General features: G+C 42.9%; 28 protein-coding genes. 19 read left to right on the forward strand and 9 right to left on the reverse strand.

Translation table 11 applies throughout. The annotated features are described in order from the left end of the window. Positions 1 to 331: 331 nt before the first annotated feature. The 3 genes from L2730_RS14780 (at position 332) to L2730_RS14790 (ending at position 3,060) form a co-directional block, all read left to right on the forward strand. A complete protein-coding gene (locus tag L2730_RS14780; RefSeq protein WP_248975296.1) occupies positions 332 to 1,189 on the forward strand; it encodes a hypothetical protein in 858 nt (285 codons plus the stop codon). A 9-nt stretch (positions 1,190 to 1,198) separates the two neighbouring features. Further along, entirely contained in the window at positions 1,199 to 2,491 is a 1,293-nt protein-coding gene (locus L2730_RS14785) for a DUF4785 family protein (RefSeq protein WP_248975297.1), read from the forward strand. A 161-nt stretch (positions 2,492 to 2,652) separates the two neighbouring features. Continuing rightward, positions 2,653 to 3,060, forward strand: a complete 408-nt coding sequence (locus L2730_RS14790) for a GNAT family N-acetyltransferase (RefSeq protein WP_248975298.1) — start codon at positions 2,653 to 2,655, stop codon at positions 3,058 to 3,060. Positions 3,061 to 3,070: 10 nt separating this feature from the next. Here the strand turns inward: L2730_RS14790 and L2730_RS14795 are convergent, their stop codons facing one another. Beyond that, positions 3,071 to 3,955: a LysR family transcriptional regulator gene (locus L2730_RS14795; protein WP_248975299.1), complete on the reverse strand. Its 885-nt coding sequence runs from the start codon at positions 3,953 to 3,955 to the stop codon at positions 3,071 to 3,073. A gap of 155 nt (positions 3,956 to 4,110) precedes the next feature. Here L2730_RS14795 and L2730_RS14800 point away from each other — a divergent pair, with 155 nt between their 5' ends. After that, entirely contained in the window at positions 4,111 to 4,416 is a 306-nt protein-coding gene (locus tag L2730_RS14800) for a monooxygenase (RefSeq protein WP_283105744.1), read from the forward strand. Positions 4,417 to 4,437: 21 nt separating this feature from the next. Further along, on the forward strand, positions 4,438 to 4,809 hold the full coding sequence (locus L2730_RS14805) for a hypothetical protein (protein ID WP_248975300.1): 372 nt from the start codon (positions 4,438 to 4,440) through the stop codon (positions 4,807 to 4,809). Between the two features lie 59 nt (positions 4,810 to 4,868). Here L2730_RS14805 and L2730_RS14810 read toward each other — a convergent pair whose 3' ends face one another. Next, on the reverse strand, positions 4,869 to 5,429 hold the full coding sequence (locus L2730_RS14810) for a VOC family protein (protein ID WP_248975301.1): 561 nt from the start codon (positions 5,427 to 5,429) through the stop codon (positions 4,869 to 4,871). Between the two features lie 80 nt (positions 5,430 to 5,509). After that, on the reverse strand, positions 5,510 to 6,013 hold the full coding sequence (locus L2730_RS14815; RefSeq protein ID WP_248975302.1) for a L,D-transpeptidase family protein: 504 nt from the start codon (positions 6,011 to 6,013) through the stop codon (positions 5,510 to 5,512). Between the two features lie 211 nt (positions 6,014 to 6,224). On the opposite strand from L2730_RS14815, the gene L2730_RS14820 reads away from it, so the two are divergent. Beyond that, on the forward strand, positions 6,225 to 7,058 hold the full coding sequence (locus tag L2730_RS14820) for an ion transporter (RefSeq protein ID WP_248975303.1): 834 nt from the start codon (positions 6,225 to 6,227) through the stop codon (positions 7,056 to 7,058). 101 nt (positions 7,059 to 7,159) lie between these two features. After that, positions 7,160 to 8,692, forward strand: a complete 1,533-nt coding sequence (locus L2730_RS14825; RefSeq protein ID WP_248975304.1) for an MATE family efflux transporter — start codon at positions 7,160 to 7,162, stop codon at positions 8,690 to 8,692. A gap of 20 nt (positions 8,693 to 8,712) precedes the next feature. Here L2730_RS14825 and L2730_RS14830 read toward each other — a convergent pair whose 3' ends face one another. Then, positions 8,713 to 8,928, reverse strand: a complete 216-nt coding sequence (locus L2730_RS14830) for a DUF2986 domain-containing protein (RefSeq protein WP_248975305.1) — start codon at positions 8,926 to 8,928, stop codon at positions 8,713 to 8,715. Positions 8,929 to 9,224: 296 nt separating this feature from the next. On the opposite strand from L2730_RS14830, the gene yqfB reads away from it, so the two are divergent. From yqfB to L2730_RS14850, 4 genes are all read left to right on the forward strand, one after another. Then, positions 9,225 to 9,530: a N(4)-acetylcytidine aminohydrolase gene (yqfB, locus tag L2730_RS14835; protein ID WP_248975348.1), complete on the forward strand. Its 306-nt coding sequence runs from the start codon at positions 9,225 to 9,227 to the stop codon at positions 9,528 to 9,530. 119 nt (positions 9,531 to 9,649) lie between these two features. Beyond that, on the forward strand, positions 9,650 to 10,267 hold the full coding sequence (locus L2730_RS14840) for a TetR/AcrR family transcriptional regulator (protein ID WP_248975306.1): 618 nt from the start codon (positions 9,650 to 9,652) through the stop codon (positions 10,265 to 10,267). After that, positions 10,267 to 11,607 carry an efflux RND transporter periplasmic adaptor subunit gene (locus L2730_RS14845; protein WP_248975307.1) on the forward strand — a complete coding sequence of 447 codons (1,341 nt, stop codon included), beginning with the start codon at positions 10,267 to 10,269 and terminating at the stop codon, positions 11,605 to 11,607. Before L2730_RS14840 ends, L2730_RS14845 begins: the two co-directional genes overlap by 1 nt. Further along, entirely contained in the window at positions 11,604 to 14,714 is a 3,111-nt protein-coding gene (locus L2730_RS14850) for an efflux RND transporter permease subunit (protein WP_248975308.1), read from the forward strand. Before L2730_RS14845 ends, L2730_RS14850 begins: the two co-directional genes overlap by 4 nt. A 39-nt stretch (positions 14,715 to 14,753) precedes the next feature. Here the strand turns inward: L2730_RS14850 and L2730_RS14855 are convergent, their stop codons facing one another. Next, positions 14,754 to 15,176 (reverse strand): hypothetical protein, encoded by a 423-nt coding sequence (locus L2730_RS14855; protein WP_020911928.1) that lies wholly within the window; start codon positions 15,174 to 15,176, stop codon positions 14,754 to 14,756. Between the two features lie 113 nt (positions 15,177 to 15,289). On the opposite strand from L2730_RS14855, the gene L2730_RS14860 reads away from it, so the two are divergent. After that, the gene (locus tag L2730_RS14860; protein WP_248975309.1) at positions 15,290 to 15,979 is read left to right on the forward strand and encodes an energy-coupling factor ABC transporter permease; all 690 of its coding nucleotides are present in this window, start codon (positions 15,290 to 15,292) and stop codon (positions 15,977 to 15,979) included. 81 nt (positions 15,980 to 16,060) lie between these two features. Here L2730_RS14860 and L2730_RS14865 read toward each other — a convergent pair whose 3' ends face one another. Next, positions 16,061 to 16,468 carry a GFA family protein gene (locus L2730_RS14865; RefSeq protein WP_248975310.1) on the reverse strand — a complete coding sequence of 136 codons (408 nt, stop codon included), beginning with the start codon at positions 16,466 to 16,468 and terminating at the stop codon, positions 16,061 to 16,063. A 303-nt stretch (positions 16,469 to 16,771) separates the two neighbouring features. On the opposite strand from L2730_RS14865, the gene L2730_RS14870 reads away from it, so the two are divergent. The 7 genes from L2730_RS14870 (at position 16,772) to L2730_RS14900 (ending at position 20,968) form a co-directional block, all read left to right on the forward strand. After that, entirely contained in the window at positions 16,772 to 17,506 is a 735-nt protein-coding gene (locus tag L2730_RS14870) for a DUF1538 domain-containing protein (protein WP_248975311.1), read from the forward strand. Continuing rightward, a complete protein-coding gene (locus tag L2730_RS14875) occupies positions 17,506 to 18,291 on the forward strand; it encodes a DUF1538 domain-containing protein (protein WP_248975312.1) in 786 nt (261 codons plus the stop codon). Before L2730_RS14870 ends, L2730_RS14875 begins: the two co-directional genes overlap by 1 nt. Then, on the forward strand, positions 18,281 to 18,631 hold the full coding sequence (locus L2730_RS14880; RefSeq protein WP_248975313.1) for a P-II family nitrogen regulator: 351 nt from the start codon (positions 18,281 to 18,283) through the stop codon (positions 18,629 to 18,631). Before L2730_RS14875 ends, L2730_RS14880 begins: the two co-directional genes overlap by 11 nt. Then, entirely contained in the window at positions 18,628 to 19,035 is a 408-nt protein-coding gene (locus L2730_RS14885) for a CBS domain-containing protein (RefSeq protein ID WP_248975314.1), read from the forward strand. Before L2730_RS14880 ends, L2730_RS14885 begins: the two co-directional genes overlap by 4 nt. A 214-nt stretch (positions 19,036 to 19,249) precedes the next feature. Beyond that, a complete protein-coding gene (locus L2730_RS14890; protein ID WP_248975315.1) occupies positions 19,250 to 19,774 on the forward strand; it encodes a hypothetical protein in 525 nt (174 codons plus the stop codon). Further along, a complete protein-coding gene (locus L2730_RS14895; protein ID WP_248975316.1) occupies positions 19,764 to 20,168 on the forward strand; it encodes a hypothetical protein in 405 nt (134 codons plus the stop codon). The genes L2730_RS14890 and L2730_RS14895 overlap by 11 nt, the downstream gene beginning before the upstream one ends. A gap of 155 nt (positions 20,169 to 20,323) precedes the next feature. Then, entirely contained in the window at positions 20,324 to 20,968 is a 645-nt protein-coding gene (locus tag L2730_RS14900; protein WP_248975317.1) for a CatB-related O-acetyltransferase, read from the forward strand. A gap of 103 nt (positions 20,969 to 21,071) precedes the next feature. On the opposite strand, the gene L2730_RS14905 is transcribed toward L2730_RS14900, so the two are convergent. From L2730_RS14905 to L2730_RS14915, 3 genes are all read right to left on the reverse strand, one after another. Then, the gene (locus L2730_RS14905; protein ID WP_248975318.1) at positions 21,072 to 21,428 is read right to left on the reverse strand and encodes a glutathione S-transferase N-terminal domain-containing protein; all 357 of its coding nucleotides are present in this window, start codon (positions 21,426 to 21,428) and stop codon (positions 21,072 to 21,074) included. 79 nt (positions 21,429 to 21,507) lie between these two features. Next, the gene (locus L2730_RS14910) at positions 21,508 to 22,149 is read right to left on the reverse strand and encodes a Type 1 glutamine amidotransferase-like domain-containing protein (protein WP_248975319.1); all 642 of its coding nucleotides are present in this window, start codon (positions 22,147 to 22,149) and stop codon (positions 21,508 to 21,510) included. A gap of 217 nt (positions 22,150 to 22,366) precedes the next feature. Further along, a complete protein-coding gene (locus L2730_RS14915; protein WP_248975320.1) occupies positions 22,367 to 25,474 on the reverse strand; it encodes a DUF748 domain-containing protein in 3,108 nt (1,035 codons plus the stop codon). Between the last annotated feature and the right edge of the window lie 25 nt (positions 25,475 to 25,499).

Genomic DNA, 25,499 nt, shown 5'->3' on the forward strand with positions numbered 1-25,499 from the left:
ACTGTTACTTAAGCTTTCATGATTTAATTCTTGTGCTCTAGGTCGGTTTTTCAACAGAAACCACTGGTAATTCTATCCCCGCTCAAAATAATTTGTAAAAAATTCCAACTCAAATTCAAACAATGAACTCATTAATTAAGCGCTTACTAAAGCATGGGGTGTATTGTGCTGATTTTGTTTTAAACAATCATCATTAAATCATTCATTTATCTGGTACTTCAGTACCTAAAATTTGTCTTGATCGCTTATTTTCTAATCGTTAGGTTGGCGAAAGAGCTCAGTTCTCTGGCCTCATAAAGAACATTCAGACAATAACAATAGAGATAAAGAAATGAAGATCTTAAAACAATTCACCTTACTGGTGTTGGTCGCAATAAGCCCCTTTGTACACAGTGCAACAGGGGTCGCTTTTATACATGGAACAGGCCATCAGACTGATGCGCTTAACGACTATTGGAGTTCAGAGTTTGTTGATACCGTTAGGCAAGGAATAACTGAGCCTGATAATTACGTCGTGATCAATTGTGACTTCGACCAATACATGTGGGAGCAAGCTGCCGCTGGCTGCTTAGCCCAGCAGTTATCGAGTTTCATCAGTGACAAGCAGATAGACTCATTGACAATGATCACTCATTCAAATGGTGGCAATGTGGTGCGTTGGCTTCTATCTAATCCAACTTGGGATAGCCGCTATCCAAATATTATTAATGTTACTAATCGAGTTGTTGCCTTAGCTCCCTCTAGTGGCGGCACGCCTTTGGCTGACGCGGTTAATCAGGGTAATGTTTTTGAAACTTCGCTGGGTTGGTTACTTGGCTATGTTAGTAATGCAGTTAAGCAGCAGCAAGTGAGCTGGATGGAGCATTACAACAATACTTGGCTACACGGTACAGCAGGTCGACCAGCGCTAAGTAGTCCTTTTGAAGTGGTTGTTGGCTCTGATGTCGATTCGGCAATTTGGGACGGCGACAGCTACTGCGCCGGCTATCAGTATCAAGTTGCTTTAGAAACCACACAAAACTGGCTAGATGATTGCTCTGATGGCTTCTTAGAGTGCAGCTCGCAAAGCGCAGCGGGAACGGTTTGGTTTACTGATAAACAGCGTACTGCTGGGCGAGAGCCACTCAGTCATCAGCAAAGCCGACGCGCTTGCTTTAACCTTCACCGTCTCATTCGCGATCATATCTAGGAGCCACCAATGAACAGATTTACAACCGCCATGGTGTCTATCACCGCTGGATTTATCCTTGCTGGCTGTCAAAGTGAAGAGCAACAAGACCCGCAGCCAGAGCAGAGTATACTAATCGTGAGTAAACAGTTTTCGTTGGCAGCAGTTCAAGCTGGCGATATAACCGTTGGCAATATTCAGGCGCCTTCTTTGGATGCGATTAACAACAGTAAAGATCCGATTAGTTTTGTTAATTCAACACCCAGCCAACAAGTCTTAGTGTTACCACTATCAAATACTAGCAACGAAAGTGATGAGTTTTGGATGACAGTCTCAGGTGCAGAACTTAACAAAGGCGTTAAGTTTGCGATAAGCCAACCTGCTAGCATTATCCGAGTTGCACCAAGAGCCAATAATCATTCTGGCGCCTTGATTCAAAGTAAATCGATACAACCTCAGCAACTTCGATTGCAAAAGGTGGGTGATAAAACAGATAGCAAAGTGTCTTATATACAATCGTTAACGGATGCTGATGCGCTTGCAACGGCAGGGCTTGATGACAACTCAAGTGCGTTGACATTATCGAGTAGTGCAACTGCCGGAACCTATAAGCTAACGGTGGCGCAACCTCTGCCTAAAAATGGCCAATACCTGCTGAACGTTAAAGAGAAGGGCTCACCCTATAAGCTAAAGCTGTCAGCTAACAATCGTATCTCTAGTGATAAGCTAAACGTGCCATTTACTTTGCAGTTAACTAATAGCCAAACAACGTTGCAGCCACAAGCCAGTTTAAAGCATGCTGATGGCAATATTCAGACTTTGGCGGTAGAGCAGATAAATGGTCAGTGGCAGGCTAAGCTGCCGACTGTATCGAATATGCCTTCGAGCAATGCTGGTTTGAGTGAGATCCAAGTAAATGTGCAAACTCAAGTGAATGGCCAAGCGGTCTATAGAACGGTCAAAACGGCTTTTAAGCAGTACGTTGCCAGCGCGAAACTAAGCAGTAACGTTGCGAGTCAGTGGCAAGCAGGGTTGCCGTCGCAGCTCACTTTTGCTGTTGAGCTACAACAGGAGGGGCGTTTTGGCGTCAATGCAGCATTAACGGGCACAGACTCTGTGGGCAATGACGTACTCATCTTGACCAGCCAATCAGCAGCTTGGTTAACGACAGAATCATCGACAATATCACTTGATTTAAATACTGATGCTATTAAAAACTCAGGGCTTAAAGCACCCTTTAAACTCAAAGCGTTGGAGTTTGTAGATCAAGGACAGATGGTAAGGCTAAGTTATCAGCAACAAGCATTAACCATGAGTCTGTAGTCAATTGAACATTAAAAATAAGCGCGCCTAATAGGCGCGCTTTTTCTTTGCAGTTGACAGCCATATTCTTATGATAATCTAGGCAGGCAATTACTATTTTTATCGCTTAGTTTGTAGAGCTACATGTTTAAAAATACATTCATACAAATATGAGTACTTCAATGACCGATCACAGATATACCCTTATCGAGCAGGTAGCTACTGCCGAAGATTTCGTTCGCCTTCGCATCATTACAGGCTTAACGCCTAGGCCATTAGAGGCTGCAAAAAAGGCGTTGCCCAACAGCGTTTATGGCGTGCATATCTGTGTTGCTGAGCAAACCATTGCCATGGGCCGTGTTGTGGGTGATGGAGCGTTAAATTTTGATATTGTTGATGTTGCTGTCGATCCTCACTACCAGGGGCAGGGCTTTGGTCGACTTATCATGCAAAGTATTATGGATTACCTCGAAAATACAGCCTTTAAAGGTGCTTACATTACCTTAATGGCGGATGTACCTGAGCTATACACAAAGTTTGGATTTAAGTTAAGCCGGCCAGCAAGCGAAGGTATGTATATTATTAAGTAATCTCAGCCCGCTAATCTCGAACACTTACTGACTCTTGTAATAATTGGTACAAATATTTAGCTGCAGCCCCAGATTTTGCGCCTTTCGGCAGCGTAATATGCAGCGGAACTTGATACTGCTGCGCATGTTCAACTTGTAACACGACAACATTGTTGTCAGTAAATTTTTCGATAATGTGCATTGGTAAACGGCAATAACCCAGTCCTTGTTGCATTGCATGCACTGCATGGTCGAAATTATCAACCGTGATCCGTTGATTTGATTTTAACCAACCTACATCTTGTTTGCTGTTATTACCTAGATCTCGCACCACTATCTGCCTATTGCTACTTAGATCTGCCAAACAAGGCTTAGGCTTTGATGCTAAAGGATGGCATGTTGCCACGACCGGCAACATGCTGACGACCCCAAAAGCTTCAGATGGATGATTGGTGATAGGCAGAGTAATAATTGAAATATCAGCAGTTTCACGATTGACCATCTCTTGGGTTTTTGACAATGAGGTTTCTACAACTTGTACTGAAGTTGTGTGGTTTTGCTTAAAAAATAAAGCCATCGGTTCATATAGCCACTGGCGGTCGCAAAGGTGATCGATTGCAATCGTTAATTCAGACTCAACCCCTTGAACCAATTGATTACTAATCTCTTCCAGCGCTTTAGCTTGTTCTAACATTGTCTGGGCGCGGCGCAACAGTGACTTTCCATCGTCGGTGAGTATTGCACGGCGCTTTTCAACCTTTAGCAATGGCACGCCAAGTTGTTCTTCTAACTTTCTGACAGCATAAATCAGCGTAGTGTGGCTTTTGTTTAAAGCTACTGCTGCAGCTTGAATGCTGCCAGCTCTATCTATTTCAAATAATGTGAGCCATTGCTCTAAGGTTGTTTTTAATCTCACGGTCTAATTTACCTACATTAAATGGCAGTATTATGAACTTTTATGTCTAGATTTTATAAGTAATATGGTTGGTATCGCAAGTATTGCTGAGCAGATAGTGACTTATCAGCTTAGCCAACTTGTTTTTATTACTCTTTTTGGAATGGAGACAAATTATGAATACATTACTACAAGTCGATTTCGATTATAGCGGCCCATTCGGTGATGAGATGGCTAAAATGCTTAAAGACTTAGCTGAATCAATTAACCATGAGCCAGGAATGATTTGGAAGATATGGACTGAAAGTGAATTTGAAAAGCTGGGAGGTGGGATCTATTTATTTGAAGATCCAAAGTCAGCCAGTGCATATCTAGCAATGCATTCAGCACGGTTAACTAAGATGGGCATTGAAAATATTAGAGGTCGGATCTTCGCTGTAAACTCTGCGCTTTCAACGATTAATAAAGGTCCAATCGGATAAAATAGCTGAGGAAGAAAGGTTATGAATAATACCCAAATTTTAACTTTACATGCTGTGATTTACGCGCTGTTTGCCTCGGCATTGTTTTTTATTCCAACACAGATTTGGCCAATTTATGGCGTAGAGATAAATGATCAGTACGCACTGTTTTTGTCACAGCATACGAGTATATTTTTAGCTGGTATTGCCGCTATCTGTTTTTTGCTTAAAGACATCGACAAGGGAACCTTGGCTAAAAAGCTATTTATCGCTTTATTCATTACTAATCTTATCGGCGTTGTTATCACCCTGAAGGCTGCGTTCACAGGCATTCTTGTTGGATTAGGTTGGAGTGATCCGGTGTTTTTCATGTTTATGGCAGTGTTAAGCGTCAGACAGATGATGAAGCAGTAATCTTAGCAATAAAAAAGCAGCAACGTCTTGGTTGCTGCTCTGAGTTATTAGCGCTATTTCTATTCACATTCTGAAGCGATTACCGCTTTTATGCCGTGCGGGTGAACCTTGATACATAAACCGTCTTTTTTAAAGGCAATGGTTGGATTAGCTAAGCGCTCTCTATCACCTTTTGGTGAACTCATTTTCACCTTTACTTCGGTCTCACCTGCCAGTACCGGTTTGAGACTTGGTAGTGCTGCTAACAGATCTTGGCTGAGAGTTTCACACTCTTGAGCATCTGATTTTAAAACTAACTCAATATGTTCCCAACCTTCTGCCGGATATGACTTTTCTCCAGGGAAGGGCAGTTCGACACAATCGATAGTCATATCACCAAGCTGCAAAGGCTGGTTTAGCTCAATAATTAAAATAGGACGGCCGTTGATCATGTTGTTCGAGATGATTGTGCCATGTTCTGTAAACTCATTTTGTAACTGTTGCGCAGCATGGGGGCTATTGACTCGCAGCGCAGTATGATCGCATTCAAGTGCCAGTTTATCCAAGCCAAGCTCGCTCATAAACTGAATTATAGATTGGCTAAAGGCAGGCCAATTGCTGGCTAGTTGCTCATAGGTCATTAATCTTTCTCTGCTGGGGCCCGCTTTTTAAACGAGCCTACTGTTTTGATTTAAAGTTTTGATTTAAGAGGTGTGGAGCGTTATGGCCAGATCTCGATTGGGGTGCCTTCATCTATCGCGCGCCAAAGCTCATCCATCTCAGCATTGGTCACGGCAATACAGCCGTCAGTCCAATTGTACTGCTGAGCTTCTATTGGGCTTAGACTAGAGTTTGGGTTTTCACCATGGATCATGATTTGACCACCTGGCTCTATACCGAGTGCATTGGCGCGTAAGCGATCTTCATCATTAGGGTAGGAGATGTGAATAGAACGGTAATAAGCACTGTCTGACTTTTTATAGTCCAGTAAGTAACGTCCTTCTGGGGTGCGTTGATCGCCTTCTGTGAGTTTATGGCCAACCGGGTTATCACCCATGGCAATGCGGTAAGACTTTAACACTTTGCCTTCGCGTAGCAGCGATAAGCTTGATTCTGATTTGGTGACGACGACCAAATCAGCTTTGCCACTGGCATGGGCTAAGTTCGTTTGAAAAACGCTTAATACCAGTAGTAATGAAATAATTGTCGATAAGAAAACCCGCATTTACAACCCTGAGCCTAATGCCCTTAGCATGTAGAAATTAGGCCTATGTTACCTCAAAATCTGGTGATTGTTGACGTACAAGCTTAAGATTATTTTTGAGCTCTGCTTGTTTGCGTGTCACACTATTCATATCACCTAATTTAATACCTTGATAATTCAGCGTATGTCAGTTGAATTTTAAGCGGCTTCACAGCAAGGAACGGCGCTATAGATGGCTACAGAAACCGACTCGGAAAGCTTATTTAAACTTAAACTTCGCCGAATAATCTTTGGAACAGACACCCCTGCAGGTCGCTTCTTCGATATTAGTCTCATTGTTTGTATCATTTTGAGCGTGATGTTGGTCTTTTTAGATACTGTTGCTCATATTCACCAGCAATACGGTGAGATTATCATTGTATTAGAGTGGTGTTTCACCATTATTTTTACTCTGGAATACCTACTGCGTTTATATTGTTCCGCAAAACCATTGGAGTACGCTAAGAGTTTTTATGGGGTGGTTGATCTGCTTTCGGTACTACCTACATATTTGGCTTTAGTTTTCCCTGGTGCCAACTTTACTATGGTGATCAGGGTATTAAGACTATTTAGGATCTTTAGAGTCTTCAAGTTGTTACGCTATTTAAGTGAAGGCAACCTGTTACTTCGAGCGATGATGCAATCGAGCCGAAAAGTATTTATCTTTTTCTTCTCCGTCAGTTTAATTGTCGTAGTGTTAAGCTCAATCATGTATGTTGTTGAAGGACCCAATAATGGTTTTTCATCTATCCCTAAATCTATCTACTGGACGATAGTGACAATTACCACGGTGGGTTATGGCGACATTACGCCAGTGACTAATTTAGGTCAGGCGATTGCTGCATTTACCATGTTGCTTGGCTATTCGATTATCGCGATACCTACCGGAATTTTAACTGCTGAGATCTCACAAGAGATAGGCAAACACAAAGATTTACGCCGTTGCAGTAATTGCTTAAAAGTGGGTCATGAAACCAATGCGCTGTATTGTGATAAATGTGGCAGTGAGTTGGAAACCGATATTTAGTGCTGGTTTGAATGACATAATAAGTAGGTACTCTCCGCCTTTATAATGTTGCACATGCATTTAATATGCAGCTTAGTTAGTCAAATGGATTACGAGGTTTTATGGCTGTTGCCAAGTTTGTACAAGGATCGATACTGCGCCATATTTTGGTGATGAGTTCAACAGCCGCGGTGGGGATCTCAGCGCTGTTTGTGGTTGACCTGCTAGATATCTTTTTCCTCAGTTTATTAGGCGAACAAGAGCTTGCCGCCGCTGTCGGTTATGCCGGCACTATCTCTTTTTTTACTACCTCGATTGGTATTGGTTTATCGATAGCGCTTGGTGCATTGGTATCGCGCTCCATTGGTGCTAAAGAGGTAGAAAAAGCCAAGCGATTACTACTTAATAGCGCTGTGGTGACATTACTGATCAGTATTGTGGTCGCGGTTATTGTATTTTTGTTTATACCTGAGTTGTTATCGCTGGTGGGGGCTACAGGCAAAACCGCAGAGTTAGCGGCTGGTTATCTGTATATTTTAGTCCCTTCATTACCCCTTATTTGTTTGGCAATGGCGCTAGGTAGCGCATTACGAGCGGTGGGTGATGCCAAGCTGTCAATGGTATCAACATTGATTGGTGGCGGTGTTAATGCGGTTTTTGACCCTATATTTATCTTTATGTTTGCCATGGGGATTGAAGGGGCGGCAGTCGCTTCAGTATTGGCACGTCTAGCGGTGTTTGTTGTGGCTGCCAGAGGAGTGATTGTTAAGCACAAACTGTTTGGCCGTTTTAACTTAGATCATTTCATTGCCGATCTAAGCCCTATTTTTGCAATCGCTGGCCCTGCGATGTTAACCAATGTCGCCACCCCAATTGGAAATGCCGTTGTAACACGTGCTATTGCTGATTTTGGAGATAGTTATGTTGCTGGTTGGGCGGTGCTAGGCCGCTTAATTCCTGTCTCTTTTGGTATGATATTCGCGTTATCTGGCGCAGTAGGTCCCATTGTGGGGCAGAACTATGGTGCTCAGGAGTTTGGTCGAGTAAAAGAGTCACTTACCCGTGCGATACAATTTTGTAGTGTTTATGTGTTAGTAGTGTCTATTTTACTGTTTCTAACCCGCAATCAGATTGTGAGTGTGTTTGATATGCAGGGCGATGCTGCAGAGCTTATCCTGTTCTTCTGTAGCTATATTGCAGTGTTTTTCATCTTCTCTGGCGTATTATTTGTTGCAAATGCCTCATTCAATAACTTAGGAAAAGCTAAATATTCGACACTGTTTAATGTCGGCAAAGCCACCGTTGGTACTATCCCTTTTGTGTATTTTGGCGCGCAATGGGGTGGGGTTTACGGGGTACTTATTGGCCAAGCTATAGGGTCTATCATCTTTGGAGTATTAGGCGTAGTAGTGGCTTATCGCTTAGTGGAAAAGGTAAGAGGTCAGTTTGTAATCGAGAGTACTGTACAAGCTGTACCAGCGACAGAAACTGAAGCCGCGAGTGAGTTTGATGAAGAGCTTAGCTTGAGTAGCCAAAACCCGATGTCATCTTCGTGTGCCAATATGGCGATGGTGACTGAAGAGCAGGATTGTGAAGCTAGTAATGAAATTGCTGAGCTTATCGGTGTAAAAGGCGAAGAGTCGTCAACCAAATAAGCCCAACAAAATATGGCTAATTAGCTAGCGGGTGCACTGTCTGTGTCACTCGCTTGCGCATCAACTTCAGTTGCTGCTTCATTCTGTTTAGCTAACTCTTCAGCGGCAAGCTTTGCTTGTTGCTCCGCACGCTCAGCCTTAGATACGTATTTTTTGATCGTAGGCGGAGTATGCTTATTAAGACGAGCTTTAGCACGCTTAGCCGACAATTTGATCATTTTCTGTTTTCTGTTCATGGGTTCTCTACGATAACGTCAATCTAAGATAAGTTTAGCGCAATAGGCGCTGAGCTTGAAATCGGAAGCGGATTTTACCCTAAAGCGCCTCGTGATGCCACTGTACTCATTTGATTTCAATTCGATGAGCTTTCACCTAATTGCAATTACCTAATACACTCTACCCTTATATGACCCTTATGCTCGATTCAACAGCTTCAAAGAATCGTGACCTAACTCGCTAGTTGTAGATTAAAGCTAACCTAGAGGCCGATTTATTGTTAGGCTCCTCTTTTACCTATTGGCCTGAGGGCAATATGCAAACCATTACCTTTTTTCAACGATTTGAAGCAGACATTCTAGCGGGCAAAAAGACCATTACTTTGCGAGATCAGAGCGAGTCTCATTTTAAGGCTGGGCAAATAGTGCATGTGGCTAATTTGGAAACGAGCCACTGTTATGGCCAGCTTGAAATATTGTCGGTGGCTTGGGTTAAGTTTGACGAGCTTAATCAGCTTCATGCCGAGCAGGAGAATATGACGCTTGATGAGTTAAAACCCCTCATCAGAGATATTTATCCTGAAATAGAGCAACTTTATCAAATCAATTTCAAACTGCTGTAATCATTTGCTTGTAGCGGCTATTCGAAAGCGTAGTTTTTGAATAACGATAAACCATGCAAAAGTAGTATTGAGGAAGTAGACTTAGTGTTATTCAAGCGAATAACACTAAGTCTGATGTAATGACAGAACCAACAAATCAAACAGAAACCGCAACTCAAGTTAGAGAGGCGCTACTTTGCGCGGCCCGAGTCTGTTTTCTCTCTTCTGATTTTGACAAGGTTAGTATCCGCCAAATTGCCGACGAAGCAGGCGTAAATATGGCGATGATCCGTTACTATTTTGGTAACAAGTTAGGCTTGTTTGAGGCCATGATGATTGAGCATTTAAAGCCGGTTCTCGAACGAAGTAAGCTAAATCGAACTGCCGACACAAAATCGATAATGGCAGATATCATCAATGATTTTCACCAAACGATGAGTGCCACCCCTGAGTTTCCACGCTTTTTGTTTAGATTGATGAACTCTGAAGGTTCGATGGAAGTTAAAGCGGTGGTATTTAAACTCTTTACCCCTTTGGCTAACTTGATCCCGATGCCTAAACCGTTACTCGAAAAATGTACCGGCACCGACCCCATGTTAGTCAAAATGTCTATGATGAGCTTGATGGTGTTTCCTTACATCATTCCTGCACCAATGGCTGAGTTACATGGCTTTAAACTCGACAGTGACTTTTACACAAAATTGACGCAACACAACATAAAACTGCTAGAGCAAGGGTTATTTGGAGAGCAAGACTGATGGACATGATTAAAGGTAAGCGTTGGTATTTTTTTCCAGCAATGGCAGTGGGCGTGGTCACTTTATTTGCAGTGATATCATTTAAGGGGCATCCGCCGCTAGAAGAGATGTCTGAGCAGAGTAAGCTGGTGGACGTTGTGCCACTTAATCAAAGCTCTGTCATCGCGCAGGTTGATGCGTTTGGCCGTGTTGCGCCAAAAGTTCAATGGCAATTACTCCCTGAAGTGGGCGGTAAAATTATTTACAAACACCCAGATTTAGCCGTCGGAAAAATGCTACCGGAAGGCACGCTGCTATTATCAATTGACCCACTTGACTATCAAATTCGTCTCGCCCAAGCGCAGGCTGATAGAAAAGCGCTGGAAGGGCAACTGCAAGGTAAAGCACTGCAGCTGGAAAATCTTAAGTTGTCACTCGATATTGAGACTAACCGCTATGAATTGGTTAAGTCTGATCTAAAGCGCAAAGAGACGTTACGAACAAAAAACCTTATCTCCCAGTCAGAGCTTGATGGCGAACGTCAAAATGTATTGGCGCAGAAACAGAAGATCCAAGATCTCAATAACAGTCTCAATCTAATGCCGAACGAGACTGATGTGTTGCAGGCCCAGCTATTACAAGCTGTTTCAAGGGAAGAGGAAGCACAAAGCCAGCTCGATAAAACGGAGATCCGCCAACCATTTGAAGGACGGGTATCTGAAGTCAACGTAGAGAATAATCAAGTGGTGGCACCACAGCAAGTGCTAGCAAGAATTAACGGCACAGAGATCATGGAAGTGGAAGCACAGCTATCTTTAGCTGATCTGATGACCTTAATGAAAACCGTTGATAAGCCAGCTATTTTTGACAAGCAACTGCCCAATGCCGAAGCACTCGGTTTAACCGCCGAAGTAACTCTTAAAAGTGCTGCATATGTGTTTAAGTGGCCAGCCAAAATAAGCCGTATCGGTGAAACCGTTGATCCAACTCTGGCGACTGTGAGCGTAGTACTGCAGGTTGAACAGCAATATCGTGAACTTAAAATCGGTCAGGCACCACCGTTGGTTAATGGTATGTTTGTCAGTGCCCGCATTAAGGGGAATGCTAAAGACTACTGGATGGTGCCAGAGCGAGCACTTCATGGCGATAAGTTGTACCTGATGGACAGCGATAATAGCTTGCAGCTCCTTAAGGTTCAGGTGCTGTTTCGCCAAGAGGGCCAAGCAGCAGTGCAGGGCGAGCTTCATGACAATATGCAGTTAGTATTGACCGATATCATTCCTGCAGTGACAGGCATGGGTTTACGCCGTCAAAGTGATAGCGCTAATACCATTGGTGATAATAAGGGGCTAACACAGTGATCGCCTTTTTCGTTCGTCACCCTACAGCGACACATCTATTGATGTTGGCGTTGATTATTTTGGGTATCAAAGCGTTACCTGAACTTAAACGGGAAACCTTTCCTGAATTCTCACCAAGCTATATTAGTGCTCGGGTGGTATTGCCCGGCGCATCACCGCAAGATGTTGAAGAGAATCTTTGTCTGCGTATGGAAGATGCTGTTGATAGCTTAGGCAGCATTATCGAAACCAAATGTGATGCGCTTGAGGGCGTGGCACAGATGACCCTCAAACTTGATGATAAAGCGGATCTCGGGCGAAATCTTGTCGACGTGCAGACCAAAATCTCTGCTATTAAAGATTTTCCTGCTGAAATAGAGCCGCCTATTGTCGAAGAGTTGGATTTTAATGAACCGATCATCGATATCGCACTCTCTGCAGCAACCAGCAAACCAGAACTTAAAGCCTATGCGGAAGATTTTAAACGACGCTTAAAGCTTGATACCAGTATTCGTCAGGTTGAGATCGCAGGCTTTTCTCAACATCAATTGTTGGTAGAGATCTCACTTGATGCACTCAAACGTTTAGGCATGAGTGTGGCTGATGTCGCCACTCAAATTGAGCAGCAAAATGTGCAGTTACCCAGTGGTACCTTGGAAACTGCCAGCAAGAATATCCTAATTAGATTCGATCAGCGAGAAGTCGAAGCCGACAAGCTGGCCAATATCGTTATCCGCTCAAATGCTGAAGGTGGCGTGGTGCGCCTGCGTGATGTGGCTAAGTTGACTGATAGGTTCGAGCTTGACGAAGACCATGTTCGTTTCGATGGTGAACCCGCGGCGATATTGACGGTGTTTAAAAATAAATCTCAAGATTCTCTGCGCCTCAAAGAGGAGGTGATTGGTTTTTTAGATGCAGAAAAGCTGCGTACACCCGATGGTGTGAGCATTAGCACTTCTAACGATATGAGCTCACTGTTGTGGGATCGACTCACCATGCTAATAAAGAATGGTTGGCAAGGGGTGTTACTCGTATTTCTTTGTATGTGGTTGTTCTTTAGTTTTCGTTACTCTTTTTGGGTTGCGATGGGCTTACCTGTTGCATTTATGGGTAGCTTGTTTTTTATGGCTCAAGTAGGCTTAACCATTAATATCATGACGTTAGTGGCATTTTTGATGGCTATCGGCATCATGATGGATGATGCGATTGTTATCGCAGAGTCAATAGCATCGCACATTGAGCGCGGCTTAGATAAAACAGAAGCGGTGATCCAAGGCGTCAAACGGGTGTTGCCCGGTGTCGTATCGTCCTTTTTAACGACAGTGTTTATTTTCTCCAGTATTGCCTTTATGGAAGGCGATATGGGTAAAGTGCTTAGGGTTGTGCCACAAACCTTGCTGCTGATCTTAACCGTGAGTTTGGTTGAAGCCTTCTTGATATTACCTAACCACTTAGCCCATGCAGCTCAAGGAAAAGAGCGAAAAACCAGTCGCTTTAAAGCAGAATTTAATCGCCGTTTTGAACACTTTAGAACGGTTAATCTTGTTGCAGCAGTCGAGTGGGTGATTGCATGGCGTTACGCCTTTATGGGAGCCGTTATAAGCCTATTGCTGTTATCTGTGTCTCTTGCGGCTGGTGGCGTGGTTAAGTTTATTGGCTTTCCTGAACTCGATGGCGATGTGGTTGAAGCGCGGGTGATATTACCTCCTGGTTCGACTTTATCCCAAACAGAGCATGTAGTTGAAAAAATTGTTAATGCTGCTCAGTTACTTAATGATAAATACAGTAAAGATGAAAATGGCGAGCAGCTGATCCAACATATCACTGAGCGGTTTAATTTTAATGCCGATGCCAATGAGACTGGCGCGCATGTCGCCACGGTAAAAGTTGATCTGTTGAGTGCGGAAGTACGGCAAACACTACTTAATACTTTTATCCGTGAATGGGAGGAAACGGTTGGTGAACTGGTTGACCCTATTGCGATTGTGTACAAGCAGCCCTCTATGGGACCGGCTGGTCGGGCGATAGATATCCGCTTACGCGGTGATGACCTGCACCAATTGAAGGCGGCATCGATTGATGTTCAACAATATATCAGTGGCTTTAATGGTGTTTCTGGCGTGATGGACAGTATGCGTCCAGGTAAGTCTGAGATTTTGATGACCTTGAAACCAGGTGCAGAAGCCTATGGCGTTAACGGTATGATGTTAGCGAGCCAATTACGCGGTGCTTATTTCCACCAAACGGCAGATTACATTCAAGTCGGCCCTGAGAGTATTCAGATTGACGTGCAACTTGATAAAAGTGATGCGGCTAAGCTTGAGAATTTGGCTAACTTCCCAATAACCTTGGGCGCCTCTGGTGATCAAGTACCATTGTCTGCGGTGGCTGATTTTTCTTGGCAACGTAATTACGTCAAAATCTCACGGCTTGATGGCATGCGTTTTGTCACCATTACTGGTGAAGTCGATACTCACTTAGCCAATGCTGGGGAAATTAATACTGCATTTAAAGAGGAACTGCTGCCTGATCTAATGAAGCGCTATCCAGGAGTGCGAGTCAGCTTTGAAGGTGAGGTCAAAGAGAATGCAACGACTCAAAGCTCAATGGTGTCAGGCTTTATTCTGGGACTGTTAGGGGTGTTCGCTATTTTGAGTTTGCAGTTTAAGAGTTATTTGGAGCCACTTATTGTGATGGCGGTGATCCCTCTGGGGCTAATTGGCGTGTTCTGGGGGCACTTATTGCTTGGGTTCTCGATGAGTATGCCATCGATAATGGGCTTTATCGCTCTGTCTGGCGTCGTGGTTAATGACTCGATACTACTGGTGCAATATATTCGCTTTCATGTTGATGAGGGACAGACTGTTCATCAAGCGGTAGTCAGCGCCAGTAAAGAGCGCTTTAGAGCAGTATTTATTACCTCATTAACGACCGCCGCGGGCATGTTACCCTTATTGCTCGAAACCAGTATACAAGCACAAGTGCTGCAACCGCTGGTGATCTCTATGGTATTTGGTATCTTTGCCTCAACCGCGTTAGTGCTATTTATGGTACCAGCCTGTTACGCTATTTTAGAGGATTTTGGTAAGGTGAGTTTTGGTGCTAAAGAGAGTGGGCTGGCTGCTTAATTGAAATAAAAAAGGGCTTCGATTGAAGCCCTTTTTTATTTAAGAGTCGAACTTTGCGATATCAACCTCAGTAGCACCTTCATTACACTCGCCTCTAATACTGCCGCGGTCATATTGAATAGAGCGGCTGATCTCTATATAACCTTCGCGGCAGTAGCCTGTCATTTCGATTGTCCGACTAAGACCATGCTCTATTTTTTGTGTCCAAGCGGTTAGATCTGGCCCTTGATAGCGTTTCCTTGAACGTTTTTTTTGCTGTGCTCGCTGCTCATGGGGAAGCGCTTGCTTAGCATTGCTGTCTATCACTAGCTTGGCGCGATAGGTAAACAGTTTAAGGCCATTGCTTTTTATATCGGTTCTAAATGAGTCGGTAAGTTGGCCAGCAAACTCTTCGGGCTCGAGTTCAGGCGTACCGCTGCAGGCTGAGAGTAGTAAAACAAGCAATAGAGAGATTATTTTCATTATTATTTTTATGTTAAAAATTGGTTTCTAATTGCCAGCATAACGTATATTTAAGAAAGTTAGCAGAGCTTTAAAATGTTTTACATTCGGTTGTTTGACTAGGGAGTGTATAGATGATGCAATTTTTACAACAACTCGTCGATACTATCAGCCTAAATTCTAGCCTTGCAGGGCTTATTGCAACCGTACTACTTGTACTTTGGTACTGGCTCATTTGGCCACAAACGCAGTTCTCTGAATTAGTCGCATCACGTAAAAAGCAATCTCGGGTATTTATTGCCACATTTGCAATCAACGCGCTTTGGTTAATCAATGCAAGTGTCACTCCCCAAATTCATGTGCATTTCCTTGGGTTGGTTGTGCTAATGCTTATGTTTGGTTGGCGTATGGCCAGTATCATCGCTTTATTGCCAGTGCTGTTTTTTGCAGTATTTGTGTTAAAGCAGCCTTTAGATTTTGCTCTTTATGCTATTTTCGCCGTGTGTGTTCCGCTATTTGTGTGCTTTATCTTCTATAGTCAGTGCTTTAAATTCCTGCCTCATCATCTGTTTATTTATATTTTCTTTGGTGCTTTCATCAATGCTTTTTTATCTATGCTGGTTCACATTGTTAGCTGGGCATTATGGCTAAATTTGAGTACAGATTATGATTGGTTATACCTTGCGGATAACTATTTAATACTCATTCCTTTATTGGGATTTCCAGAAGCGTTACTCAACGGAATGGCGATAACAATACTAGTGGTTTATCGCCCAGAATGGCTTTATGACTATTCCGATAGAACTTACCTTTGGAAGAAGTAATTAACTTTTTTTGATTCTATAGGTAATACCGAATGTAATTATTATTCAATGAAAGCTCGCTAAAGGAAGGAAAACCAATATTTAGCTTTTCGATTGTGGGTAGCGAGTGCAGTGATCGCTCAGTGAAAGCCATTTGAGTTGGCTGTCGGTGTGAATATGATAAGTTGGCTGCACACTATTCGGCTCATCAAGTGATACGATTGATAGAGTTAAATAGCTCGGATAACGAGTATCTCTAAAACTTATCTGTGAGCCACATTGATGACAAAAACCACGCCGCACAAATTCTGAAGAGTGGTATTCAGTCACCGCTCCCGTTAGCCAGCTGACCTCATCGATATGAAAATCCATCCAAGCCCCAAGCACTGAACCAGTACTTTTTTGGCATTGGCGGCAATGACAATAATCTGCAGCAAAAGGGCTCGCGGTTAATTGGTATCTGATGGCGCCGCACAAGCAGCCGCCGTGCTGTGTAATAGTTTTTGTCATATACCGGTTCTACATTGAAAATGTTAGTTTCAGCGGCGCTGGGCCAGTTCAATTCACTATTGATAGCCTATCGATTATTTTAGCTAAAGTCACTTTATTGCAGTGGCTTTGCTATGCCGATGTTAATAATAAAAGTACAAATAGAATGTTAATCAGTCCCTAGCGCATTTAAACGATAATGTATTTAGGTCAGTAGCTTATAACTCTATGACGTATGTCACAGATATGGATAAAAATGTTAATCATTTGTTGTGGTTTTTAGCGGTTTTGGCAGACTGAAATAGTAGCCCAAAAGGAGTGTGTATGGCTTCAATCATTCAGTTGTTAAAAGCGATGCTAAATAGTTTTAAAGATCTTATCCCTATTATTTTAGTGGTCAGTTTCTTTGAAATATTTGTATTGCATCAAGCCCCAGATAATCTTTTTTCTATTGTTATTGGCCTTATTTTCATTGTGGTAGGCCTTACTTTCTTTGTATTTGGTTTGGAGATGGGTTTGTTCCCCATTGGCGAATCTCTTGCACAAGCATTAGCAAGAAAGGGCAGTGTCTTTTGGCTAGTCATTTTCTCGTTTTCATTAGGTTTTGGCACAACACTCGCTGAACCGGCTTTAACCGCGGTTGCCAATGAAGCTGCCGACGTTGCCGCTGATGCAGGAGCAATCGTTAACAGTGAAGCTGCCATGGACAGTTATGCAATGGGGCTAAGGTTAACCGTCGCGTTGTCCGTAGGGCTGGCTATTTTGCTCGGTGTTGTCAGAATTTTAAAAGGCTGGCCTATTCATTACATCATTATTGGTGGCTATATATTGGTGATGGTGCTGACCTCTTTTGCACCAGAGAATATCATAGGTATTGCCTACGACTCTGGTGGGGTGACCACATCGACTATTACAGTCCCTTTAGTGACGGCATTGGGAGTAGGTCTCGCCAGTGTCATTAAAGGCCGCAATCCCATGTTAGACGGCTTTGGTTTAATCGCATTCGCGAGTTTGATGCCGATGATCTTTGTGCTTATTTACGGAATGGTGGTGCTGTAATGGAGATGCTAAGCAAAGTACTCGAAACCTTGATGCTGACAGCGCGAGATGTGATCCCAATTGCAGTGATTTTATTTGGTTTTCAACTTGGAGTATTAAAAAGACCGGTTGCTAATTGGCGTAGAGTTGCAGCCGGTTTTATCTATGTCATCTTGGGGCTAAGCTTCTTTTTGGTTGGGCTTGAGCTGGCACTGTTTCCGATTGGCGAAGCGATGGCGGAGCAACTGACTTCCCCTGAGTTTATCCATGCGGATGACCCGTCAATCACGGTTAATGCATGGCAAGATTACTATTGGGTCTATATCTTCGCTGCGGCAATTGGATTTAGCACCACGATAGCTGAACCCTCTCTCATTGCAGTGGCGATTAAGGCCAATGAAGTTTCCGGTGGCAGTATTGGCATTCAAGGCCTGCGGATCTCGGTAGCGATTGGGGTTGCTTTTGGGATTTCACTTGGTTGCTTTCGTATTGTGGTAGGGGATCCCATCCATTACTACATTATGGCTGGCTATGTGATTGTGGTTATTCAGACGTTTTACGCCCCCAAAATGATCGTGCCCTTAGCTTATGACTCTGGCGGGGTAACAACCTCGACAGTGACTGTGCCATTAGTTGCAGCGCTAGGCTTAGGCCTTGCCACCAATGTTGATGGCCGTAACCCCTTGATTGATGGTTTTGGCTTGATTGCTTTTGCAAGCTTATTTCCAATGATCACTGTGATGGGTTATGCCCAACTGGTCGAATTTAAAAATAGAACTCAAAAGGAGCGGAATAATGCGCTTTAAACTGATAATTGTCTTTATAGATGATGCATGTACAGACTCGATCCTCGATGCTGCTCGAAGCGAGGGCGCAACGGGTGCAACGGTTATTAACCATGCACGCGGTGAGGGGCTGAAAAAACAGAAGACCTTTATGGGTCTATCGCTTGATATTCAACGTGATGTCGTACTATTACTGGTTGAAGAGCACCTAAGCCGCGCTATTTTGGAAACCGTTAGTGAAGTGGGTGAATTTGATAGTGATTCAGGAAAGGGGATCGCCATTCAAATTGATGTTGAAGATGCCGTTGGTGTTGCGCATCAAGTCCAACAGTTGAGCCATGATATAGAGGAACAGATATGAGCAAGCAAAATCCAGTCAGAAATCATGATGTAATGTGCCAAGAATACGCCATGGTAGATGGGCTTCAAACGGTTGCTGAGGCAATAGAGCAAGCGGTATCGCATAAGGTCAATGTATTGTTCGTTAACAAACGTGATGACGATGATGAGTACGGCATGGTGCTCATGAGTGATATAGCTAAAAAAGTACTGGCAAAAGATAAAGCGCCAGAACGAGTCAATATCTATGAGATTATGGTAAAGCCAGTACTAGCGGTTAATGGCAACATGGATGTGAGGTATTGCGCCCGTTTGTTTGACCGTTTTGGGATCACGAAAGCGCCGGTGGTTGAGCAAGGTAAAATTGTTGGATTAGTCAGTTATCACGATATTGTGCTTAAGGGCATGATCAATAAAGTCGGGTAGAAGAAGTCACAGAGTGCAGTACGCTGTGCTCTGTGTTGCGTTTCACTGAAAATGAGTAAAAAACTGTCGATAACGTTCCCATGCTTGCATCTCTATTCAATTAATGACATTTCTTGTTAAAATACTTATCGTTAAGCAATAGTTTAGTGCTTTATCACTTTTAGAATATGCCGTCCGTTAATGGGGCATTACACTCATATGGACGATATTGATTGTGGCAGATTTATTCATTCCCCAAAACTTTGAGGTGCCGACAACATTTGATTGCCAGTATTTCCACTTTAGAGTGCTCGAAGATACAATTTCAGCGTTAGATTACGAAGCAGTAATGTCCAGTCACTTGAGCCTGCAAGGCATGTTTGGAACGCGATATATGTGGCCTAAAAGTGATATGACATTTGAACAAAATACTGAAAGTTTACGTATTCATAAACAAGAGTTTGAATCACGCGTTGCATTTGCTTACTCAGTATTTAACAGTGCAAAAAATAGGTGTTTAGGCTCCATTTATATCGATCCAAGTCAATTACCTCAATATGATTGTGTTGTATATTTCTGGATCAGAGACGATAGTCTTGAGCTGGAATCAACACTGTACCAAGCAGTCTTAAACTGGCTACAAAAACAGTGGCCTTTTTCGAAAATTGTATTCCCTGGTCGGTCACTTTCTTTGGCATCATGGGAAAAAGAGCTCATCTTTGCAAATAATTTAAATCGAAAAGTGCCTTATGGAGCCTGATTATAAGCAATGTACGCTAGCTGAATTATATGATGTTGAAGAAAATATCAATAAGCAGCGTTATCCGCAGCGATATAATGCGTTAATGCAGGAGATAGCGTACAGAAAGCAAAACCCTGACGCCGAACCTAAGCCAGAACCTATTAATGTCAATGAAGAGAGCCAGGTTGAATGGATGATTATGTTTCTATTCTTTATGGTTATTGTTTATTCATCATTTGTGCTAATTGATGCTTACTCGACGGGAGTTATTCGCGGTAAACACAGCCATATCTACCATATAGATACGAGCCCGCAAGACTACTATAGGACTCTCTCCATCTATGCGTTTGCGGCTGTTGGACCTTTCCTTATTATTGTTAAGCTACTTATCAAAAAGTTGTTTAACAAGTAGTTACTATTTATTAGAGAGTATTCAAGCTGTTGAGGTTTAGCGACTTTTGTTTGCGGTGACAGCTTTTGTACATGAAAAGAGTGCAGAGTTACTGTCAGCTTTTTAGATTTTTGAATAGACAGTTGGTTTCTTGACTCCAACTATAGAGCGTTATTATGAAAAATAAACATTGGTCTAAATATCAACTGCTGAATGAAGTGGTTAGCAATAAAAATATTACCATCAAGGGCAGTTACAGTTACTACAGCGATTGCTGGGATAATGGCTTTGAGAATTCAGTGGTACGTTATCTACATGGCGATGAAGTGAGCCGTCAGTGGGAGCCTCGATGGCATATCGACAAGCTATCAATCGGTAATTATGTGTGTATAGGCGCTGAAGTCATCATCTTAATGGGAGGTAACCATACCCATAGAGCTGACTGGTTCTGCCTTTACCCCTTTATGGATTTTATTGATGAGGCTTATGTAGGTAAGGGGGATACTCATATCCATGATGGCTGCTGGCTCGGTATGCGAGCGATGATAATGCCAGGAGTGACTATCGGTGAAGGGGCTATTATTGCCGCAAACAGTGTGGTGACAAAAGATGTCGCCCCCTACAGTGTTGTTGCTGGCAGCCCTGCAAAGCTAGTTAAGTATCGCTTTGAAGAAAGTACCATCTCTGAGCTGTTAGCTTTGAAGATCTATGATTGGTCAGAGGATAAGTTTAATGCGCTAAAGCGCTATCTTTGTAGTTCAGATCTTTCTGACCTAAAAAGCGCAGTGCGAGCTTATGATGAAGCTGAAGTGACGACTTAAGGCCGAATACCAGCCTATATAAAGGTTTGATCGCAAGAGTCTAGCAATAAAAAAGGTAGCTCATAGGCTACCTTTTTAGTGGCAATGACTAAATGCTCTGCGTTTAAGCAAACTTCTTATCTAAAAAACCGATGATTTCAGATGATTCATACATCCAAGTCGCTTGACCTGCATCTTCAATTTTTAAACAAGGAACTTGTAGCTTACCACCTTCAGTCAGAAGAGTATTTTTATGGGGTTCTTGCTTTGCATCAAGAGTCACAATGTTGAGCCCTTGGCGACGTAATGAGCGGCGTACCTTTACACAAAACGGACAAGCTTTGTATTCATAGATGGTCATATTTTTAGTGGCATCATCTATCTTTTGCTGTTCAGCGATAGGACGCTTTAGCTTTTTCGGCGCAAAAATAAAGTTTAAAAACAAAATGATCCGACCTAGTACCCAACGAATAACAAACATTTACTACCCTTAATGTATTTTGATTCGCGAAGATTTTACCCTATGCATTGCGGCGTTAACAGCTTTGATTAGAAATCGTTTACTTAGCGGGATTTTTATACAGAGTTGGAGTGCCGTAGAGTAACAACTCTTTACCCATTTGCAGCACAGCGTCATTGTCGGAACACAAATAGCAGGGACTTTTTAGCTCACTTAGTTGCTGCTTAAAATGAATTTGATTTAACTGTTGCTGTGTAACATGGGGCACAAATAGAAAATGGACGAGATTGACAGCGCTCAGCGTTGATTCCTCATCTGTTATCTCGTCGCCACAAAGTGTTGCACTGGCTATGGATGGGGTCAATAACATTGCCCCAGCGCTGACACCAACGATGGCGCCGCCATTTTCTACAAAGGCTTGTAATAAGGCAATGAGCTTACGCTGTTTTACTGCTTGTAAAAATCGCTGGGTATCTCCACCTGACAAGTGAATAACATCACAGTTTAATAGCGCATTAAGAGCCTCATGGCTAAAGCCTGATTCAAGCTCTAAATAAACACTCATCTGTGCATTGAGAGACTGATAAAGCTGCTGAGTTTGCACAAAGTAATCACGATTAGGATCCGGTTGAGAGGCGATGTAACCGACGTTAGGCTTTTCTTTGGTAACCGCTGTCAGTAAAGCGCTGATAGCGCGCATTGCATTAGGTGTTGTGGGTTGGCTTATAAAAGCTAAGTTCATCGCTATTCCATTAAAAGTATTGTCCTTGGCTTTAAATACTACCTTTGAGAGCTGAGCAAATAAACAATAGTACGCTGAAATTTATGATTATTTTATAACCTTTAAATGAACTATATTGGTATAAAATAAAAAGGCACCTTACTAGATGCCTTAGGTGTACGACTCAATCCGTTGTTACTCGTTGGCGAACATGGGTGTTAGCTTGTTGCAAACGGTTTTAATTGGCGGTCAACGTCAGTAATGCCTGACTGGCGCCTGTATTTAAATCAACTCGGCTATCGAGTAAAAATACTCTTTCTGGTGCGACGGTTTTACTATCGGCTAAGAAGGTCTTCACTGCGCTAGCTCGTTGTTGGGCTAAATTCCCTAGCGCATCATCAGAGATCCGTTGCGCGCTTAGGCTAAAGTTATACAGCGCAATGTGCCAACGGGTAGTCAACTCTTCATCTGTTAGGGCTCTATCACCTTGGTGTTCGGCTTCAATTGTGGTTTTAACATCAACTGCAGGGCTGGCGAGTTCAGTTTCATACAGTAACTTTAACGCATCCGATAGCGCACCTGTAGTTGGGTATGTGCTGGCACTTAAATCGGTTGGCAGTTGCTCGATTTCAAGTTGAGCAAGCTGCGCTAATTTCTGGCTCAGTTGTACTTCAGATAACGCGCGGTTGTCGTCGGCAACATTGACCGCGCCCTCAACATTGAGTTTAAGCATAGGTCGATCAGCTAAGCCTTTAGCGAGTTGGCCTAAAGTTTCTTTAGCTTTGTCATTTAGCTCACCACTGCCGGCGTCGAAGTTAACTTTATCAAGTTCATCATCGTCAGCGCCTAACAAACCTGCCAATAGCGAGAACGGCGCCGTTACGGCTTTGGTGATGACATTGGTAAAGGCGGTCATCACAATACTACCAAAACTAAAGTTAGGCTCATCTAAGTCGCCTGAAACCTGCAGGCCTAAATCAATCACTCCATGTCTATCTTGTAATAGGGCAATTGCTAACGTCACTGGCAGTGTGGTAGCTAAGCTGCTGTCACTGGGCTTGCCCAGTTCGAGTTGATCAACCACTAAGTGGTTGTCACCGACCAATTGATTATTCTCAAGGCGGTAGTTTAAATCTAGCGACAGTTGACCTTTATCGATGTAGTAACCCGCATAAGTCCCTGAGTATGGGTTTACCGAGGTGAGTTCGACATGTTTAAACCCAAGAGCTAAATCTAAAAACGGTTGCTCCAGTAATGGGTTAATATCACCTTTTAATGTTACTGGTGCGTAGCGATCAATCTTACCTTTGATGTCTACTGATGCCGCTTGTTGACTCGATGACGAAAGTTTAGTGATTTGACCGTTAAGCTGCTCAATGCTGGCTGCAAAGTTAGGGGTTAATGAGTTATCGGCGAAGAAGGTTGATCCATCGTTAATGCTGATCTTGTTTATGCTAATCGCCATCGCATTGGCGGCTACTTGATTGCTGTCATCGGTGCTTGGTTTGGCGACTTTTACGCTCGTTGCAGTTTGTGCGTTTTGCTCAGTCGTTTGGCTTAACTCTGAGGTTGCAGGGGTTACCACGAGCTCGCCAAAGTTGGTGCTTTTATCTTCAGCTATAATGATACGACCGTAAGGCTGTTCTAGCATTATATGGTCTATTTCAACGCTATTGGCGGCTTTATCGAAACCAAAGGCATTAATATCGACATTTTTCCATTTTAATAATGTCTTCTTTTGCACTGTGTCTTTTACAAGCAAATCGCTAATATTCAACGCGCCATTATAGCTAAGTTGATCTGCCTCGTTGTTGAGTTCTAAACTGCCTTTGCTTGACAATAACCCCTGCTTTAAATCGATATTGATGTATGGGCTAAGGTAATCTTGGAATTGGTTTAAACCAAGATTTGATAGCTGTATTTGGCTCAGCACATTTTGCTGTTTAATATCAATGCTGCCATCTGCAGAGAATGACCCTTGCTGATTGATATTGAGCGACAGTTGGTAATTGATGGGGCTGGATAGATCGGCATTGATTTTACCTGTGTGTAATTTAAGGTCACTTATCTGCCAAAGAGTTCCTTGGGTGAGAATTTTTTCAGTTAGGTTCACTTGGTAGTTTTCGATGTCGACAGCGTTTAATACCGCGCTCCAAGGTAAGCTCTGTGCCTCCTTATCAGCTTTAGCAATAACGTCGTTTTGTTGTTGCTTAGGTTCGGGAGTCGCCGCCAATTTGGGCTCAAATAGCTTTTCGAGGTTACTGCCTTTTTGATTGAGGGTCGTGTTGACAACTAAGCCCTGAGATCGGATTTTAGCGGCGCTAACGGATTGCTGATGCAGATCAAACTCAATCCCTTCAATAGCAAAGATAGGTAAGCTGGCAACCGTCGTCTTGTCATCTATCAGCGTAAGATCTTCGAACTTGATTAAGCCTTCATTGCTGGTGACTTGAAAATGGTCACTCATCTCTTCTAGGCGATACTGGCTGTCGACACTTAATCTGCCAGAGGCTAAATTGGCAATAAATTGCTTATCAACAAAGGACCAAAACTGTGGCAGTTGAATATCGGTCAATTGAATATCACCCACAATAGAAAGCGGTTCGAGTTGCACAACACCTTGAGTGGCAATCTCTCCACCATTATTACCCACAAGATGGATAGCATAGTGGTTGCTTTGCACTCCCTGTTTGCTTTGCATCGACACTGATAACGCATTTTGTGAGTCAAACGACTTAATATTCAGGTTTACTTGGGGGTAGCGTAACTTGCCTTCGGTGATGTTATCGATAAAGCTAAGATCTGCATCAACAATCGCCAAATTCTCAACCATAAAGTGAGGCAGGCCAGTTGCAGACTCTGGTGCTTCCTCTGGCTGGCTGCTATTTTTTGCCAGAGTGTCTAATATATCGCTAAAATTGAAAGTTAATGAGTCATCGGTTTTGAGTCTCTCAACATTCAGTGTAGGGTTCAACAATGTCACATCAGCAATACTAAAAGCGGTATTAAAAATAGAGTGCCAAAAGCGGTATTCAAAAGTAAGTTGTTCAAATCCAACAAATTCGTCGCTGTTTAGGGTAGTCTTACTTTCCTGAATTTGAAATTGGTCAATAGCCACTTCTAAGGTAAAGGGGTTGATTCGAACATCGTTCAAGATCACAGGGCGTTGCAACATACTCGATAGTTGTTGTGGTACTTGTTTAACTGCAATGTAGGGGATTAGCAATCCTAAGATTGCGGTAAACACAAGGTACAGTATGGCAGCGAACGTGAGTAGACGCAGGTAGCGAGGTAGTTGGCGAAATTTATCTCTAAATTCAACAAGTGATTTTGGGACGATAGTCATACAGACCTTACTTCTTCTTTAATGA

Source organism: Shewanella kaireitica (genome assembly GCF_023284045.1).
GTDB lineage: Bacteria > Pseudomonadota > Gammaproteobacteria > Enterobacterales > Shewanellaceae > Shewanella > Shewanella kaireitica.